Origin of the sequence: Rhodoluna miladensis (SeqCode) (genome assembly GCF_965234705.1) — a bacterium.
Lineage (GTDB): Bacteria > Actinomycetota > Actinomycetes > Actinomycetales > Microbacteriaceae > Rhodoluna > Rhodoluna miladensis.
The window spans coordinates 188849-206677 of record NZ_OZ248465.1; the positions used below are offsets into that span (position 1 = coordinate 188849).

Below are 17829 nucleotides of genomic sequence, written 5' to 3' on the forward strand. Positions count from 1 at the left end.
AGGCCCAAGTTGATTAATGCCGTGATTCGTGCGTTTCGCACACCGGATCTAAGACGCAAGCTGTTTTTCACCCTGGCTATCGTCGCTGTTTTCCGCTTGGGCTCTTTCATCCCTGCTCCTTACGTTGACTATGGCAACGTGCAGCAGTGTTTGGCACAAACCAACAACACTTCTGGTTTGTACGAACTGGTGAACCTGTTCTCCGGTGGAGCGCTGCTTCAGCTTTCGATCTTTGCTCTTGGAATCATGCCTTACATCACGGCATCGATCATCACCCAGCTACTTCGCGTTGTTATCCCTCGCTTTGAGGCTCTGCACAAAGAAGGTCAGTCTGGTCAGGCAATTTTGACCCAGTACACCCGCTACCTAACAATCGCTCTTGGTCTTCTTCAGTCAACTACCTTGATTGCCGTTGCCCGTCAGGGAGCCTTGTTTGGAGCAGATTGTGTGCTTCCGATTTTGACTGATTCGTCTCCACTGGCAATCACCATGATGGTTATCACCATGACTGCCGGAACCGGTTTGATCATGTGGATGGGTGAGCTAATCACCGAGCGCGGTGTTGGAAACGGTATGTCGCTTCTGATTTTTGCTTCCATCGCATCTTCATTCCCAGCTTCACTTTTGGCAATTGCTGAGACTCGCTCAATCGAGACTTTGTTGGTTGTAATCGTGGTTGGAGTTGGAATCGTTGGTTTGGTTGTTCTAGTTGAGCAGTCTCAAAGACGTGTTCCGGTTCAGTATGCAAAGCGCATGGTCGGAAGAAGAACTTACGGTGGCCAGGCCACCTACATCCCAATCAAGGTAAACATGGCTGGAGTTATCCCGGTTATCTTTGCTTCGAGCTTGCTATACCTTCCAGCTTTGATTGCCCAGTTCAACCAGCCAGATGCTGAAGGAAGAGTTGATCCTTGGGTGCAGTGGGTTTCTAACTACCTAACTCAGGGAGATCACCCGCTTTACATGGCGCTTTACTTCTTATTGATTATTGGTTTCACATACTTCTATGTAGCGATTACCTTCAACCCTGAAGAAGTATCAGACAACATGAAAAAGTACGGTGGCTTTATCCCTGGTATTCGTGCCGGACGACCAACCACTGAATTCTTGGAGTTTGTGATTTCTCGTGTGACATTCCCAGGTTCGATTTACCTAGGTTTGATTGCTTTGATTCCACTAATTGCCTTCTCTCTTGTTGGCGCCAACCAGAACTTCCCATTCGGTGGAACTTCTATCTTGATCATCGTTGGTGTTGGACTTGAGACAGTGAAGCAGATCAGCGCTCAGATGCAGCAGCGCAACTACGACGGTCTCCTGAAATGATGAAGCTTCTCTTGATTGGCCCACCTGGGGCCGGCAAGGGAACTCAGGCTTCAAAACTTTCAGAAGTCTTTGGTATCCCAGCAATCTCAACCGGGGATATCTTTCGCGCGAACGTCAAAAACGAAACCCCACTTGGCCTTGAGGCTAAGTCATACATGGACCGCGGTGCTTACGTGCCAGATGATCTAACCAACAAGCTGGTTCGCGACCGTCTGCAAAACCCAGACTGCGTAAATGGATTCCTACTCGATGGCTACCCAAGAACAGCAGATCAGGTAAACGAACTAGAAGACATCTTGAGAGAAACAAATTCATCCCTTGATGCAGTGATTCAGCTAACCGCTGACACCGATGAGGTTGTTAGGCGTTTGGCCAAGCGCGCAATTGATCAGGGCAGATCTGATGATACCGAAGATGTCATAAGAAACCGCATGGCTATCTATGAAGATCAGACCGCGCCGCTAATTAGTTTGTATGCAGCGCGTGGTCTATTGATCATGGTTGATGGCCTTGGCGAAATTGATGAGGTGACTTCCAGAATCGTGGAGGCCCTCAACGCCAAGAACCAGAGCTAATAAAAATGTCCCGTTCTGATTTTGAACTTAAAACCCCTGAGCAATTTATTGCCATGCGTAAAGCTGGCCTAATCACAGCCAGGGCTTTGCAGGCAGTGCGCGTTGCCTGCGTTGCTGGAGTGTCCACATTAGAACTTGATCGAATTGCCAACGAGACAATTGAATCGTTCGGCGCTCATTCCAACTTCCAACTTGTTGCTGGCTATAACCACACCATCTGCGCATCCATCAATCACGAGGTTGTTCACGGAATTCCAGCTGAGGCGAGAATCCTTGAAGCGGGAGATATTCTCTCGGTTGATTGCGGTGCTGAAATCGATGGGTGGAATGGCGATAGCGCCATCACCATCATCGTTCCAAATGCCGATGGTTCAGTTCCTGAAACTGACAAGGTGAAGCAAAGAATTGAACTCTCTCGTGTTACCGAAGGTTCGCTTTGGGCAGGTATTGCTGCTCTAGCAAAAGCTGAGCGCCTGAATGAAGTTGGTGCAGCAATCGAGGATTACATCGATGCCAATGGAAAGTACGGGATTCTGGAAGACTATGTTGGCCACGGCATCGGTCGAAACATGCACGAAGAGCCACCGGTTTATCACTTCCGGACCAAGGATCTAGGTCCAAAGGTCACACCCGGCCTTGCGGTGGCTATCGAGCCGATGGTGACAGCCGGATCCAACAAAACCAAGATTTTGGCCGATGGTTGGACTGTTGTGAGCAAGGATTCATCAGACGCTTCACATTGGGAGCACAGTGTTGCAGTTCACGAAACGGGCATCTGGGTTTTGACTGAGATTGATGGCGGCCTCGAGAAGCTAAAGCCCTTTGGAATTTCACCAGTCGCCCTCGGCTAGACCTTCAGCATTAGGGCTCTAAATGTGCCCCTTGAATCACATAACAAGCGCAGAACAGCTCTTTTGGTAGCACAGCTGCCTAACTCAGACCGCCCGTTTTGTTAGGGACCAAAGGACCTATACTCTTACCCAAGGCCGACCGGCCTTTCTAGATGAGGAGAACTAATGAACAAGAGAAACATAAGAGCCGCCGTTGCCTCTGTGTTTGTCGGTGCGCTACTTGTTGGAGCCATTGCTGGACCAGCACACGCGAAAGCCACCGACATCAAAGTGGGAATAATTGCCATTAACTCAATGGGTGCGGTGCAGTATGCACAGGACAGTGGCATCTTCAAAGCTAATTCGCTTAATGTAAGTGAGTTTGTGACCTTCCCAGCTCCACCTCCAGGACTAGCTGCCCTAAACAGCGGTGCTGTTCAGTTCATGTATTCACCGAGCATTCCAGTTATTAACTCCGTTGCTAACGGTGGAATGAAGCTGAAGATTGTTGCTGCTGCTGACGGTTACCGCAAGACTGATGTCAAGGAAGCCTTGAAGGACGAAGCATTTGCTGCGCGACTAGATGACACCGGTGTCTGTATCGCAAAAAGCGGAACAGTAAAAACCTGGAAGGATCTTGCAGGCAAGACAGTTTCTGTCCCAGCCCGAGGTGCTCAGGGTGAAGTTACAATCGCAGCTGCTGTAAAGAAAGCTGGAGGCGACCCTTCTACTATCAACTTTGTAGTACTAGGTTTCCCTGAAGTTCAGAAATCGGTATCCAACGGAACAATAGCTGCAGGCTTCGTCGTTGAACCGTTCACCACAGAATGTGCTACAGCAGAGGCTGCTTTGAAAGGTCCTGGAACTCAGTTCTTCACCGAGGGTGGAGCAGTTGGCGTTTGGGTAACCACTGAAAAGTTTGCAAAGGCTAACCCTGCTGCTGTGAAGGCCTTCCAGACTTCAATCTACGCTGCTAACAAAGCAGGCATGGAAGCCAAAACTCTAAACACAGTTGTTCGGGCGTCTATGAAGCTAACGAAGCAAACCTTCGCCGTTGCAAAGGCAGCCAACCCTACTTACTATCCTTCGAATGTGCTAACTGCTGAGATTCAGAGCGTTGCAGACAAGATGCAGACACTTGGCTTCTTGAAGAAGAAGTTCAAAGTAACTGGGTTGATCCTCTCTAGGTAATCGATCACGATGAGTGAAGGGAGCCACCATTAGCGTTATCCGAAGATTCCTACCTGGTGTGGTTTCCATGCTTGGTTTTATGCTGCTATGGCAGCTAGGAACTAGCTTCGGACCGCTTTCTGGCGGCTCCCTTCCCTCAGCGATCAATGCAATATCTGCCTTAGGGGCGTTGTTTGTTCTTCCCGAAATCTGGTTAGCGATTGGCCAAACTCTGTTCATCGCACTTACCGGGCTTCTAATATCTGTTGTGCTCGGTATTCCAGCTGGAGTACTGGTGGGACTTAGTCCTTTTGCTTACAGGTCCCTCAAGCCTGTTTTAGATTTTTTCAAGGTCATCCCCCCGATTGTTATCATCCCAATCGTTATCTTGGTTTTTGGGCCAACTACCGAAATGGGAATCTTTCTAGTTGTCTTTGCAAACTTTTTCATGCTGGTGTTTCAATCAGCCTATGGAGTGCGAGATCTAGACACTGTGCTACTGGACACCCTTCGGTGCTACGGGATGACCAAATGGGATGAAATTTGGCATGCGCGAATTCCCGGAGCCCTGCCATTTATTGCCGTTGGAGTTCGAATCGCAGTAGCGGCTTCAATGATTGTGGCAGTGGTTGCAGGACTGATCGGTGGGGCACCAAGTCTTGGACAGCAGATGCTGCTTTATCAATCATCCGGGCAACCGAATCAGACCTTCGCCATTGTGATTATCTTTGGGGTCCTAGGACTAGGTCTTGCAAGGATTTATTCTCGACTACAGCGCAAAATAGTTTTTTGGACTGACTGATGATCAAAAAACTATCAATCAATGCCATCCAGTCCCTTTGGCTACCTATCTCATTAGTTGCAGCCTGGTGGGTGTTTAGCACCAATTCCGAAGACCCGTTCTTTCCACCGCTGAGTGTGATTTGGGATCAGTTTGTTTTTCTGTGGGTTTTCGATAACGTACCCATTCATGTTGTACCGAGTCTGATAAACCTTTTCTCTGGCTTTTCTGTTGGGGTGCTTATTGGACTTGTTGGCGGTGTCATAATCGGGACCAACCAAGGGCTTGCGCGCTATATCGAGCCTTCCGTGGACTTTATTCGGTCGATTCCTCCAGTGGCAACCGTACCTATTTTCATAATGATTTTTGGACTCAATTATGAAATGCGAATGGCTGCCATTGCCTTTTCGGCTATTTTCCCAACCATGCTCGCGGTGATTCAAGGTATGCATTCCAACAACCCAACTCTGCTTGATACTGCCAAAGTTTTTAGGTTGACTCCATTTCAGACCCTTGTGCGGGTAAGGATTCCCGCGGCAGGACCAATCATCTTCTCGGGCATACAGGTTTCCCTGCAGGTAGCCTTCGTGGTCACAATCGCATCAGAGCTACTGGGCTCAGGATTCGGCATTGGTGCTTTTACTCTTATCGCTACAGATACATTCATGATCACCGATGCTTGGACAGGCGTTATTCTCATGGGAATTCTGGGCTATTTGGTGAACTTGGTTTTCAATCTCGTGGAGCGCCGTGCTCTTCGATGGTATTTGGCTTCAAAGAAACTTAGTTAGGGAGTCACAAGTGTCAACAGGAAAAGTAATTGTCTCAGCGGAATCGGTAGTAATGGACTACCAGACCCCTACGGGAATCAAGCACGTTCTAAACGACATTAGCTTCTCTCTACTAGAGGGTGAATTTGCTTCTATCGTTGGCCCATCTGGAGTTGGCAAGACTACTTTGCTGAGACTTCTCACCGGGCTGATGAAACCTACCTCGGGCGTGATCCGTATTAATGGAGAAGTAGTTACTTCTCCGCCCCCTGGCTTGGCTGTGGTGCTGCAGGATTACACCAGGTCATTGATGCCTTGGCTAAGCGTGGAGAAGAATATCTCTCTACCCCTAAAAAGGCTTGGGCTAACTAAAGCAGAGATTTCTGAAACCATCGAGTCGGTTCTGAATGAAGTTGGACTTAGTGGAAACCAGAAGAATTACCCGTGGCAGCTATCTGGTGGAATGCAGCAGCGAGTTGCAATTGCGCGAGCAATTGCAGTTCGGCCGCAGCTATTGATTATGGATGAGCCCTTTGCTTCCGTAGATGCACAAACCCGCTTTGACCTCGAGGATTTGGTTTTGAAGGTTCGAGATGATTTCAAGATCACCACAGCAATGGTCACCCACGATATTGATGAAGCCGTTTATCTCAGCGACAAAGTGGTCGTGTTATACGGTTCGCCAGCAAACGTGAAGGAAATCGTCAAAGTAGACCTTCCTTATCCTCGCAATCAAGTCGCGAGTAGAGGAAGGGAGGAGTTCGCTGAACTTCGGACCAAGATTTACGCTCAGGTAAGAGGCCTTCAATAGGATGAGCGCCGAAATCAAAGTCTTCAAAAACGCTTCACTAAAACCTTTCGACCAGCACTCCGATGCCTTTGCCATTGACGGGCAAGACATAACTGCCGTTGGCAGCTGGTCGGAATTACAAAATCTTGTCACAAGCCAATCGCAAGTTATTGACTGCAAGGGCGCAACAGTTATTCCCGGTATTGAGGACTCACACCTGCACGGGTACATGCTTGGACGGCAGCTTTCGGGTGCAAACATATCCCCTGAACACTGTGCTGACCTGGCTACCATTCATCGCAAACTTAAAGAACATGCAAGTTTGAACCCAGGCTGGGTAAGAGGTTTTGGCTGGGTTAGTGGACTTATTGAGGGAACAGGTCCAAAAGCTACCTTGACCTATACCGAACTTGAAGGCGCTCAAATCAATGAACCAATAATCTTGACCGACTTCAGTGGCCATCAGGCTTGGTGCAACAAGAAAGCTTTAGATGCCGCTGGCATTACCGCCAACACCGAAGACCCTACCGGGGGTCAAATTGTTCGAAACAGTCTCGGAGAACCAACTGGCTTACTGCTCGAGTCAGCAGTAAAACTAGTCACTCAAGTTATGCCTCGGCCCTCTCGTAGCGAGCTGACAAATGCTGTGATTCGGGCAAGGGATATCTTGCTAGCAAATGGCATTACCTCTTATACAGACCCAGGCCTTGGTCCTGGGGCAGCATCGCTTGATGATGGAACCGCATCACTCGAGGTAATTGATGTCTATAAGCAATTAGCCAAAGATTCGGAATTGAATATGAGGATTGAGGTCATGTTGCTTTTTGGCGGGCTTGGCGGAACCTCGTTAGCAGATGTCGCAGCAGGCCTAAAGGCGTTTGGTCCACCAGAGATACGGTCAAGGGGTTATCAAGTCACCGTCTCTCAGCTCAAAGTTTTTGCAGACGGTATACCAAGGAGCCGGACTTCTTGGATGAGTGAACCCTACGATACCCACACCCATGGATCTCTTACCCTGGCAGGCAGTGACGAGAAAGAGCAGGTTGAAACTCTGAACTCTATTTACGCTCACGCCACAACCCAGGGTTGGCAGGTAGGCATCCACGCAACGGGGGATGAGACCATCTCTGCCATAGCCGATGCAGCTGAGCAAAACCCTGCAGCAAGCAAGCTTAGAAACTACGTGATTCATGCAGATCTAGTGAAGTCTGAGGATATGATTCGACTTGGAAATTCTGGGGTTTGTGTCAACGTTCAACCAGGTATCCGTCGCATGGTTGGACGGGCTGTCGAGCCAATAATTGGCCGAGAAAGAACTATGCGAAGGCTTCGACTAAGAGAAATGAAAGAGGCTGGAATCAATCTGGCCCTATCTAGCGATGCTCCGGTAACTCCAGCTGATTGGAGAGTGATTTTCGCATCTGCGGTAGATAGAGGATTCATCACCGAGCCTGATTTTGATGATGGCCAGGGCTTGAGTGCGCTGGAAGCGATGCATGCGCTGACCACCACCGCTGCTTATCAAAGCCACTCCGAACAGTGGAGGGGATCAATGACACCTGGGAAGGTAGCCGATTTTGTAGTTTTAGACCGTTTGGTGGACTGGGATGGCGACCCCTGGCAGGTCACAAAAGCAAAGCCACGGGCAGTGTTTGTTGGTGGCAAGCTAGTGCACGGAGGTATTTGAGATCATGGCTGAGAAAAGACCTAACATCATTGTCATCATCGCTGATCAATTCAGGCATGACATGTTCTCGTACGCTGATGGTCCATTCAAGGTCAATACTCCTAACATCGACAAGCTAGCAAAAAAAGGCGTGATGTTTACAAACGCCTACTCCGCTAATCCGACCTGTATGCCAAACCGAGCATCAATTGCCACCGGACGTTGGCCTTCTGTTCACGGAACTAGAACCAATGGAGTCACCTTTGATCAGAATGCCGAAACCTTCATGCGAACACTGCGTCGAAGTGGATACAAAAACTACGCCATCGGAAAGCTCCACCACCAAAGCATGGGTTGGGCTTGGGAAGATTACCAAATCGATGAAATGCGATTGAGAAATCCCGAGGTTCTTGAAAAGATTCGAGATTCTATTACCCGAGGTGAAGGGGATTGGCAATCATGGGAAGATGCCGCCAGGCATCGCAAAGAATACTTATCAATGCCTAAGGACTATTACGGCTACGACCACGTTGACCTAGTTGTCGGTCATGGCGATAATCCGTCGGGACATTTTCACCATTGGGCCAGGTCCAAAGGCGTCAGCTTAGATGATCTTGCCGGTTGGAAAAATTCCACTGAGCGCAGTGAAACGGTTGAAGATGTTTACATCAGCGAAGTACCAGCAGAGCTTCACCCGAATGCATTCATCGTAGAAAAGTTCCGCGAACGACTTACTGAGCTAAAGAACGAAACTGATCCATTTTTGTTCTTCATTTCATTTCCTGACCCTCACCATCCTTTTGCTCCGCCAAAGAGCTGGTTCGACAAATGGCGGCAGAGCGATGTGGAAATTCCTGCCAATTTCTTCAGTCACGCTTCAAACTCCCCAGCTCACATCGAGGCGATGTATGGCGCATCAGGTAAGCAGAACATTGATTCGACTATGACCTGGGCCCCAACCCAGAATCAGATGGAAGATGTCTTGAAGGCTCAATTTGCTCAAATCGAGTTCATGGACAATGCGCTCGGAGAGATACTCTCCTCCCTTGAGGCTTCTGGGAAAGGTGATGACACCTACGTGATTTTCTCGGGTGATCATGGCGATCTAATGGGCGAGCACGGTCTCATGCTCAAGCACTTCGTTCATTTTGATGCAGTGACACGTGTGCCTCTGATTATCACGGGCCCTGGCATTGAACCTCAGAAGGACACCAGATTGGTTTCCAGTGTGGATATCGCTCCGACTGTTATTGAGTTGGCTTCGGCGGAAAAGTATCGAGGCATCCAGGGACGAGATTTGCTTTCTGACCACACCAGCTGGCGAACTGCCCTAGTGATTGAAGAAGATCAGCCTTTTGGAATTGAGGGACTTCCTGGACCGGTAAAGATTCGAACACTGGTGACGGAAGATTACCGGTTTACCGTTTACGGAGGCACTGATCAGGCCGAACTTTACGATCGAAGTCAAGATCAAGGCGACCTCGCAAACATTTATGCAGATGCCACAACCGAGCGCAGCGAAGCTTACGAAAGACTTACTCACGAACTGATTAATCTGACCGAAGAGGGTATTGCCCCAATAGCGGGTGCTTGATGCTACTTATTGCTATCCCCATTGGTGTGCTAATTGGAATTCTTTTGGGTTTGGTTGGTTCAGGAGGTTCACTTCTAGGAACCCCACTGTTGATCCTTGTTGGCGGATTCAGCTTCTATGATGCGTCCACCAGCGCTTTGTTTATTGTTTTGACTTCTTCTATAGGGGCGCTGGTACTGCGGGATAAAAAAGATGTATCACTCAGGTTGATTGTCTGGGCTGTTGCCCTTGGCACTCTTGGCACACCTCTAGGGGTATTCACTAGTCACGCAATTTCCAACGAGCAAGCCAAGATATTTCTGGCCTGCTTGTTGGTGGGGGCTGGATTTCTGGCCTGGAATGGCTTTGGCGGGACGGGAATGAAAGTCGCAGTCCGGAATCAACAGTGGCTTGGAGCAATTGCTTTTGTTTTTGTGGGCTTTATGACTGGCCTTACCGGTATTGGCGGCGGCTACCTGCTGGTTCCCAGCCTGATACTGATATACGGGATGGGATTCACCAAGGCAGTCACCACGTCACTGATTGTGGTTGTTTTCAATGCCCTAGCCTCGATCCTGTTCCGGGTAGCCCAGGGAGTGGATTTTTCCACCGATCAATGGGTCGGAACCGGGGTCATCGTTGCCTCAGCACTAGTGGGAAGCCTCCTTGGATCGCACTTCAGCACGCTAATGAACAGGTCAGTGGTACAGCGGATATTCTCGATTCTGCTGTTTGGGCTCGCCGCCGCCTTGATAATCAGGGCCTTTTCGGGCTAGAAATACTGGACTAGCCAAGTAGATGGGTTTTGGATAGACTCGGAGACTGGTGTTTCCTCCAAAATCCTGGTCAACAAAATGACCTGATTTGGAGCGCTACCAATCCAACGAATTAGATAAGTGAGGCTATGGCCAACAAAGACGGCGTCATTGAGATTGAGGGCTCGGTGGTTGAAGCTCTACCGAACGCAATGTTTCGAGTCGAGTTGACCAACGGACACAAAGTCTTAGCGCACATCTCCGGAAAAATGCGACAGCACTACATTCGTATTCTTCCTGAGGACAAGGTCATTGTTGAACTAAGCACTTACGACCTCACCAGAGGTCGAATCATTTATCGCTACAAGTAAATCGGTTTTGTAAAAAGCCCTGAAGAAAAGTAAGAGACATGAAGGTTAACCCAAGCGTCAAGAAGATCTGCGACAAGTGCAAGGTTATTCGTCGCCACGGTCGCGTCATGATCATCTGCGATAACCCGCGCCACAAACAGCGCCAGGGCTAAGCACCACCCGCAACACCACAACTGAATATCTTCAATAGTTTTCCAAACAGTTAGAAATAGCTGGTACCTCCGGAGAAGGCCGGAGCCTAAAGAAACTTAGGGCGGGAAGCTACAGACCTTCTAAACAAACAGGAGTAATCCAAATGGCAAGAATTGCCGGCGTTGACATTCCACGCGACAAGCGTGTTGAAATCGCCCTAACCTACATCTACGGAATTGGTCGCACTCGTTCGATCAAGACACTAGAAGACACCAAGATCGACAAGAACATCCGCGTCAAGGATCTATCTGACGAGCAGCTTGTTGCACTTCGTGATCACATCGAAGGTACCTACAAAACCGAAGGTGAGCTACGTCGTGACGTAGCCGCAGATATCCGCCGCAAGGTTGAGATTGGTAGCTACCAGGGAATCCGTCACCGTAAGGGACTTCCAGTCCACGGTCAAAGAACCAAGACTAACGCTCGTACTCGTAAGGGTCCAAAGCGCACCGTAGCCGGCAAGAAGAAGGCCGCTCGCTAAGCGGGTCGGATTAGGACTTAGGAGAAAATCATGGCAGCAGCGAAGACCGCGGCAAAGACCGCAACCAAGACCCCGGCAAAGGGCGCAGCCCGTAAGCCTCGTCGTAAAGAGAAAAAGAGCGTTCCAGTTGGACAAGCTCACATCAAGTCGACTTTCAACAACACCATCATCTCGATCACTGACCCATCTGGTGCAGTTATCTCCTGGTCATCATCAGGTGATGTTGGTTTCAAGGGTTCACGTAAGTCAACTCCTTTCGCAGCTCAGCTGGCAGCAGAATCTGCAGCCAAGAAGGCTCAGGAGCACGGACTTAAGAAAGTTGACGTATTCGTTAAGGGACCAGGTTCTGGTCGCGAGACAGCAATCCGTTCACTTCAGGCAGCAGGACTAGAGGTTGGCTCAATTTCCGATGTGACCCCACAAGCTCACAACGGTTGCCGCCCTCCAAAGCGCCGCCGCGTCTAATTATTCAAAAGCTTTACTTCCATAGCAACAAACTGCCAAGTGGCCACTTGGCAGCCTAAACAAATGAGCGTCAAATAGCGGATGCTCAGCTGAAAGGAACCAACGCAAGTGCTAATTGCTCAGCGCCCCACACTAAACGAAGAAGTGCTTTCTCCGAGCCGCTCCAGGTTTGCTCTTGAGCCCCTAGAGCCAGGTTTCGGTTACACCCTTGGAAACTCACTACGTCGCACCTTGCTCTCATCTATCCCGGGAGCAGCTGTTACCAACATCAGAATTGATGGCGTTAGCCATGAGTTCTCAACTGTTGATGCAGTCAAGGAAGACGTAACCGAGATCATCTTGAACATCAAGGAACTAGTTGTCTCGTCTGAGAACGACGCTCCAGTTGTTGCTCACCTAAAGAAGGCAACCGCCGGAGTGGTCACAGCAGCTGACATCCAGGCTCCTGCCGGTGTTCAGATCCACAACCCAGAGCTAGTGATTGCAACACTTACCGGTAAGGGCAAGTTCGAAGTTGAGCTAATCATTGAGCGTGGCCGTGGCTACGTTCAGGCTTCCCAGAACAGAAACCCAGACTCCGACCCAGGTGTTATCCCAATCGACTCAATCTACTCACCAGTACTAAAGGTGTCTTACCGCGTTGAGGCTACCCGTGCGGGAGAGTTCACCAACTTCGACAAGCTAATTGTTGATGTTGAGACCAAGTCTTCAATGAGCCCGCGCGATGCAGTTGCATCAGCTGGTTCAACCCTGGTTGAACTATTCGGTCTAGCTCGCGAGCTAAACGAAGCAGCCGAGGGTATCGAGATTGGCCCAGCCCCTGTTGAGGCTGCACTTTCTCCAGAGCTAGCACTTCCAATCGAGGAGCTAGACCTAACCGTCCGTTCTTACAACTGCCTAAAGCGCGAAGGCATCAACACTGTTGCCGAGCTAATCGGGCTAACCGAAGAGCAGCTTATGAACATCAGAAACTTCGGATCCAAGTCAGTCGACGAAGTTCGCGACAAGTTGGTTTCCATGGGCTTGAGCTTCAAGGAGTCAGCACCTGGCTTTGACGCAGCTTACTTCAGCTCAACTTACGAAGAAGAGGACGACCAGGTCTAGTACCTGAGTCCCAAGAAATACTAGAGGAGAAACAAAATGCCTACCCCAACCAAGGGCCCACGTCTCGGTGGCGGACCAGCCCATGAGCGCATGCTGCTTAACAACATGGCTCGTTCGCTGTTCATCAACAAGTCGATCACCACAACCGAGACCAAGGCAAAGCGCCTTCGTCCAGTTGCCGAGCGTCTAGTAACCTTCGCAAAGCGCGGTGACCTGCACTCTCGTCGTCGAGTAATGCAGTCGATTACTGACAAAAACGTAGTTCACGAGCTTTTCGTGAACATCGCACCCTTAGTAGCAGAACGCCAGGGCGGGTATACCCGCATAACCAAGCTTGGTTTCCGCAAGGGTGACAACGCTCCAATGGCGGTTGTCGAATTGGTGTTGGACCCAGTCCAGGCCAAGAAGATGAACAAAAAGCCAAAGCTCGAAAACGCTGTTAAGGCAGCGCCTAAGGCTGCAGCTCCGCTCGAGGAAGCAGTAGTAGAGACACCGGTTGAAGAAGTTGCAGTTGAAACTGCAGCACCTGAAGCTGTTGTCGAAGCACCGGCTGAGGCACCAGTTGCCGAAGCTGAAGCAACCGAGGCAGTAGCAGAAGCACCAGCAGCCGAAGAGGCTCCTGAGGCTGTTGCTGTCGCCGAAGAAGCACCTGCTTCTGAAGAAGAGAGCAAGTAGTACCGAGCAATGACAAAGCCCGTTGACCAAAAGGTCGACGGGTTTAGTCGTTACCGGATCGACTTCGGCTACGACGGAACCGACTTCGCGGGCTTTGCCAAACAGCCTGGCCTTCGAACTGTTCAGTCCGAGCTAGTAAAAGCCTTAGAGGTTATCTTCGGCAAGGACAATAAGGACTTTGCGATGCGGGTTGCCGGTCGAACCGATGCGGGTGTTCACGCCCAGCACCAGGTGGTTCACATTGATTTATCTCCAACCCAGCTAAAGCGCATCGGCAGAAACCCGGATGTTGCCAGCCGAGTCAATACCGCGCTTCCTCAGGATATTCGACTGTTCAGCTTTGAAAAAGCCCCAGCCGGTTTTGATGCCAGGTACTCGGCTATTTACCGCCGCTATCGCTACAAAATCGCCGATCACGCTAGCTTTTTGGATCCGCTGGAAGTTCGGTACGTATTGAAGCTCAAAGTCGATCTTGATCTAAAGCTGATGCGTCAAGCTGCCAAGCAAATGGTGGGCTTGCATGATTTTGGGGCTTTCTGCAAACCTCGAGCCGGAGCAACTACCATTCGAAACTTGAGATACATCCGAATTACAAGAAACCGCAAGGCAGGCAACATCGTCGAGATTGAACTGAAGGGCGATGCCTTTTGCCACAACATGGTCCGCTCTCTAACCGGAGCACTAGTTGCCGTGGCTAGGGGTCGAGCCAGTATTCAGGACGTCAAAGATCGACTTATTTCTGCTAACCGGACAGGGTCATTCAAGGTCCTTGGGGGGCGTGGCTTGAGCTTGATTGAGGTGGGCTATCCGAGGGATTCAAAGCTGGCCGAACAGGCCGAAAAAGCCCGTAAATTGCGGTCTCTGGACGAAAATTAGGGTTTGACCGTACCGCCTGGCAGGGGCTAAACTTGGAATCTGTTGCGGGTCCTAGGGCCCCTAGATTCCAGGGTTCAGATTCTGGTTGAACACATTCGACTAAAGAAAAAGTAAGGCAAATTAGCGTGCGTACGTATTCACCAAAGGCTCACGAGCTAGATAACAAGTGGTTAGTCATTGACGCCACCGATGTAGTCCTAGGCCGTTTGGCAACCCAGGCAGCAACGCTGCTACGCGGCAAGCACAAGCCAACCTTTGCTCCTCACATGGACAACGGTGACTTCGTGATTATCGTCAACGCTGAGAAGGTTGCACTTACCGGTTCAAAGCTTTTGCAGAAGAAGGCTTACCGTCACTCCGGTTACCCAGGTGGACTAACCGCTACTACTTACGCAGAGCTACTAGAGAAGTCCCCAGAGAAGGCAGTTGAAAAAGCCATCCGCGGAATGATTCCAAAGAATTCTCTAGGTCGCGACCAGCTTGCAAAGCTAAAGGTATACAAGGGTGCAGAACACCCACACGCAAGCCAGAAGCCAACCAAATTTGTAATTGATCAGGTAGCCCAGTAACAACTGGCGCAAATAAAGAAACTAGAGGAATACCTTGCCAAAGACCGAAACCGAAGCAGCAGTTTCTAGCTACTCGACCGAATCTCCAGCTGACTCAGTAAAGACTGAGGCCAAGAAGGTTCGCAAGCCCCTGACCGTTCCTGGTGCAGGACTTGGTCGTCGCAAGGAAGCTATCGCGCGTGTTCGCATGGTTCCAGGTACCGGTGTTATCAAAGTCAACGGTCGCGAGCTAGCTGAGTACTTCCCAAACAAGTTGCACCAGCAGCTAGTGAAGGACCCTTTCACAGTTCTAGATCTTTCTGGCGCATACGACGTAATCGCAAAGATTTCAGGCGGTGGCTCTGCAGGACAGGCCGGCGCACTTCGACTAGGTATCGCTCGCGCGTTGAACCTAATCGACGAAGACAACAACCGCGCGACTCTAAAAAAGAATGGTTTCCTTTCTCGCGACTCTCGCATCAAGGAGCGTAAGAAGGCTGGACTTAAGAAGGCTCGAAAGGCTTCTCAGTTCTCCAAGCGTTAATCTTTCTAAGATTTCGCTAACCTTTTTATCATGGCTCGCCTATTCGGCACCGACGGAGTAAGAGGTCTCGCTAACCGAGACATTACTGCTGAATCTGCTCTCAAACTCGCTCAAGCTGCTGCCATCGTTTTAGGCGAAGACGCCCGAAGCCGCGGACAAAAGCCGAAAGCAGTTATTGGCCGGGATCCTAGAATCTCTGGTGAATTTCTTTGCGCTGCAATTTCCGCAGGGCTTTCCTCAAGCGGTGTAGATGTATTCGATGCCGGAGTACTTCCAACCCCAGCCGTTGCATTCCTGACCGCCGATCTCGATGCTGATTTTGGCGTAATGATTTCTGCATCCCACAACCCCGCACCAGATAACGGCATTAAGTTCTTCTCTCGCGGTGGACACAAACTTCCCGACCAGACCGAAGATCAAATCGAAGCTTCGCTCGATGTGTCTCCGCTTTCACCAGTTGGAGCTGAAATCGGTCACGTGCAGCGCTTTGCCGATGCCGAGGATCGCTACCTAGTTCACTTACTCGGAACACTTCCAAACACACTAAAGGGTCTAAGCGTTGTTGTTGACTGCGCCAACGGCGCAGCCAGTGCAGTTTCTCCGGCCGCTTTCAAGGATGCCGGTGCCAACGTGATTGTCATCGGAAACGATCCAGATGGACACAACATCAACCTTGGTTGCGGATCGACTCATCTAAGCGCGCTGCAGGCTGCAGTTCTAGAACACAAGGCTGATATGGGAATTGCCCACGATGGCGATGCCGATCGAACCCTTGCTGTTGATCACACCGGCGCAATTGTCGATGGCGATCAGATCATGGCAATTTTGGCACTGGCTGCCAAAGACCGCGGTGATCTTGCACGCAACACACTGGTTGCAACCGTGATGAGCAATTTAGGTCTTCGTATTGCGATGAAGCAAGCCGGTATCGAAATGATCGAAACCAAAGTTGGCGACCGCTACGTACTCGAGCAAATTCGTGAGGGTGGCTACACCCTCGGCGGCGAGCAATCTGGACACCTGATCTTCTCCCGCTTTGCTACCACCGGCGATGGAATCTTGACTGGCCTGCAACTTGGAGCCCAAATGGCTTCCACCGGCAAGAGCTTGAAAGAACTGGCTTCGGCGATGAAGGTTTATCCGCAGGTACTAATCAACGTTTCAGGCGTCAACAAAGACGGCGTTGATTCAAACCCCGAATTACAAAAAGTAGTGAAGGAAGCCGAGAGCGAGCTTGGCGATAACGGTCGAGTTCTTCTCAGGGCTTCTGGAACTGAGGCCCTGGTGAGGGTAATGGTTGAAGCTTCAGAGTCAGGCGCTGCTCAGAGCTGGGCCGAGCGCATTGCACGTGTGGTTGAGCGCGAACTAAAGCTTTCTTAGCAAAACGCTTTCGACGGCGTGCTGATCGCCCTTTCGCAATACCAGGGTTGCCCTGGAACGAGTCGGCAAAATGTTTTCGATCAGATTTGGCAAGTTGATGGTGTCCCAGATTTCATTGGCTCGCTCAAGAGCTTTTTCAATTGGCATCTCGGCATAGCGGTGGAAGTAGCTTTCTGGGTTTGTGAATGCCGATTCCCGAAGCTCATAAAAGCGGTTTAGAAACCACTTAGAGATGTTCTTGGTTTCGGCATCCACGTAGATTTTGAAGTCAAAGTAATCGCTCAGTGTTGTTTCTTGATCGGCTCCCGGGGACTGCAGCACATTGAGCCCCTCGATGATCACAACATCCGGTGAGCTAACGTTCTCGAATTTTCCAGGTACAAGGTCGTAGGTCAGATGCGAATAGACCGGGGCTTTGACATTTTCTTTCCCACTTTTGATATCCGCCACAAAGTTCAGCAGGGCGAGACGGTCATAGGATTCCGGAAAACCTTTGCGGTGCATAAGAGAGCGTTTTTCTAATTCAGCATTTGGGTACAAGAAACCATCGGTAGTAATCAGAGCTACCTTTGGAGTTCCCTCCCAGCGGGCAAGTAGTTCACGAAGCAATCTGGAAACTGTTGATTTACCAACGGCGACCGAGCCAGCAATTCCAATAATGAACGGCACCTTGGCACTTCGTTCTCCCAGGAAGTCGCTGGTGGCTCGGTGCAGTTTTGAATACTCAGATACGTAGATGTTTAGAAAACGTGAGAGAGGAAGGTAGACCTCTTTGACCTCTTTTATGTCCAGAAAATCTCCTAGACCTCGAATCTGAGATATCTCAGCTTCGGTGAGGGGGGCTTCGGTTGCGTTGCCGAGTTCGGCCCAGTCGGCACGCGAAATCTCAACAAAAGGCGTGGGGTTAACGCTTTGTTTGCTGGCAGCGGAGCCGGAAGAGTTCACAACTAGCCATTCTGC

General features: G+C 50.1%; 21 protein-coding genes. 20 read left to right on the plus strand and 1 reads right to left on the minus strand.

Annotation, left to right across the window (positions count from 1 at the left end; genetic code table 11):
- The first annotated feature begins 9 nt into the window (after positions 1 to 9).
- From secY to glmM, 20 genes are all read left to right on the plus strand, one after another.
- Positions 10 to 1323 (plus strand): preprotein translocase subunit SecY, encoded by a 1314-nt coding sequence (secY, locus tag AC8GDC_RS00945; protein WP_506558016.1) that lies wholly within the window; start codon positions 10 to 12, stop codon positions 1321 to 1323.
- On the plus strand, positions 1320 to 1898 hold the full coding sequence (locus AC8GDC_RS00950) for an adenylate kinase (protein ID WP_506558017.1): 579 nt from the start codon (positions 1320 to 1322) through the stop codon (positions 1896 to 1898). The genes secY and AC8GDC_RS00950 overlap by 4 nt, the downstream gene beginning before the upstream one ends.
- Positions 1899 to 1903: 5 nt before the next feature.
- Complete coding sequence (gene map / locus AC8GDC_RS00955; protein WP_506558018.1) at positions 1904 to 2749, plus strand: type I methionyl aminopeptidase; 846 nt, start codon at positions 1904 to 1906, stop codon at positions 2747 to 2749.
- A gap of 165 nt (positions 2750 to 2914) precedes the next feature.
- On the plus strand, positions 2915 to 3919 hold the full coding sequence (locus tag AC8GDC_RS00960) for an ABC transporter substrate-binding protein (protein WP_506558019.1): 1005 nt from the start codon (positions 2915 to 2917) through the stop codon (positions 3917 to 3919).
- A gap of 13 nt (positions 3920 to 3932) precedes the next feature.
- Entirely contained in the window at positions 3933 to 4700 is a 768-nt protein-coding gene (locus AC8GDC_RS00965) for an ABC transporter permease (RefSeq protein ID WP_506558020.1), read from the plus strand.
- A complete protein-coding gene (locus AC8GDC_RS00970; RefSeq protein ID WP_506558021.1) occupies positions 4700 to 5470 on the plus strand; it encodes an ABC transporter permease in 771 nt (256 codons plus the stop codon). Before AC8GDC_RS00965 ends, AC8GDC_RS00970 begins: the two co-directional genes overlap by 1 nt.
- A 10-nt stretch (positions 5471 to 5480) precedes the next feature.
- Positions 5481 to 6260 (plus strand): ABC transporter ATP-binding protein, encoded by a 780-nt coding sequence (locus tag AC8GDC_RS00975; RefSeq protein WP_506558022.1) that lies wholly within the window; start codon positions 5481 to 5483, stop codon positions 6258 to 6260.
- A 1-nt stretch (position 6261) separates the two neighbouring features.
- Positions 6262 to 7926, plus strand: a complete 1665-nt coding sequence (locus AC8GDC_RS00980; protein WP_506558023.1) for an amidohydrolase — start codon at positions 6262 to 6264, stop codon at positions 7924 to 7926.
- Between the two features lie 4 nt (positions 7927 to 7930).
- Positions 7931 to 9499 (plus strand): sulfatase-like hydrolase/transferase, encoded by a 1569-nt coding sequence (locus tag AC8GDC_RS00985; RefSeq protein ID WP_506558024.1) that lies wholly within the window; start codon positions 7931 to 7933, stop codon positions 9497 to 9499.
- Positions 9499 to 10254 (plus strand): sulfite exporter TauE/SafE family protein, encoded by a 756-nt coding sequence (locus AC8GDC_RS00990; protein ID WP_506558025.1) that lies wholly within the window; start codon positions 9499 to 9501, stop codon positions 10252 to 10254. The genes AC8GDC_RS00985 and AC8GDC_RS00990 overlap by 1 nt, the downstream gene beginning before the upstream one ends.
- A gap of 128 nt (positions 10255 to 10382) precedes the next feature.
- Entirely contained in the window at positions 10383 to 10604 is a 222-nt protein-coding gene (infA, locus tag AC8GDC_RS00995; RefSeq protein ID WP_506558026.1) for a translation initiation factor IF-1, read from the plus strand.
- Positions 10605 to 10642: 38 nt separating this feature from the next.
- Positions 10643 to 10756 (plus strand): 50S ribosomal protein L36, encoded by a 114-nt coding sequence (rpmJ, locus tag AC8GDC_RS01000; RefSeq protein WP_506558027.1) that lies wholly within the window; start codon positions 10643 to 10645, stop codon positions 10754 to 10756.
- A 143-nt stretch (positions 10757 to 10899) separates the two neighbouring features.
- Positions 10900 to 11277, plus strand: coding sequence for a 30S ribosomal protein S13 (gene rpsM / locus AC8GDC_RS01005; RefSeq protein WP_506558028.1), 378 nt, complete (start codon positions 10900 to 10902; stop codon positions 11275 to 11277).
- 30 nt (positions 11278 to 11307) lie between these two features.
- Complete coding sequence (rpsK, locus tag AC8GDC_RS01010) at positions 11308 to 11742, plus strand: 30S ribosomal protein S11 (protein WP_506558029.1); 435 nt, start codon at positions 11308 to 11310, stop codon at positions 11740 to 11742.
- Between the two features lie 108 nt (positions 11743 to 11850).
- Positions 11851 to 12846 carry a DNA-directed RNA polymerase subunit alpha gene (locus AC8GDC_RS01015; protein ID WP_506558030.1) on the plus strand — a complete coding sequence of 332 codons (996 nt, stop codon included), beginning with the start codon at positions 11851 to 11853 and terminating at the stop codon, positions 12844 to 12846.
- 36 nt (positions 12847 to 12882) lie between these two features.
- Positions 12883 to 13521 carry a 50S ribosomal protein L17 gene (rplQ, locus tag AC8GDC_RS01020; protein ID WP_506558031.1) on the plus strand — a complete coding sequence of 213 codons (639 nt, stop codon included), beginning with the start codon at positions 12883 to 12885 and terminating at the stop codon, positions 13519 to 13521.
- A gap of 9 nt (positions 13522 to 13530) precedes the next feature.
- The gene (gene truA, locus AC8GDC_RS01025) at positions 13531 to 14397 is read left to right on the plus strand and encodes a tRNA pseudouridine(38-40) synthase TruA (protein ID WP_506558032.1); all 867 of its coding nucleotides are present in this window, start codon (positions 13531 to 13533) and stop codon (positions 14395 to 14397) included.
- A 125-nt stretch (positions 14398 to 14522) separates the two neighbouring features.
- Complete coding sequence (gene rplM, locus AC8GDC_RS01030; protein ID WP_506558033.1) at positions 14523 to 14966, plus strand: 50S ribosomal protein L13; 444 nt, start codon at positions 14523 to 14525, stop codon at positions 14964 to 14966.
- 34 nt (positions 14967 to 15000) lie between these two features.
- On the plus strand, positions 15001 to 15489 hold the full coding sequence (gene rpsI, locus AC8GDC_RS01035) for a 30S ribosomal protein S9 (RefSeq protein WP_506558034.1): 489 nt from the start codon (positions 15001 to 15003) through the stop codon (positions 15487 to 15489).
- A 30-nt stretch (positions 15490 to 15519) separates the two neighbouring features.
- The gene (glmM, locus tag AC8GDC_RS01040) at positions 15520 to 16869 is read left to right on the plus strand and encodes a phosphoglucosamine mutase (protein ID WP_506558035.1); all 1350 of its coding nucleotides are present in this window, start codon (positions 15520 to 15522) and stop codon (positions 16867 to 16869) included.
- On the opposite strand, the gene coaA is transcribed toward glmM, so the two are convergent.
- Complete coding sequence (gene coaA, locus AC8GDC_RS01045; RefSeq protein ID WP_506558036.1) at positions 16855 to 17814, minus strand: type I pantothenate kinase; 960 nt, start codon at positions 17812 to 17814, stop codon at positions 16855 to 16857. The genes glmM and coaA overlap by 15 nt on opposite strands.
- Positions 17815 to 17829: the final 15 nt, after the last annotated feature.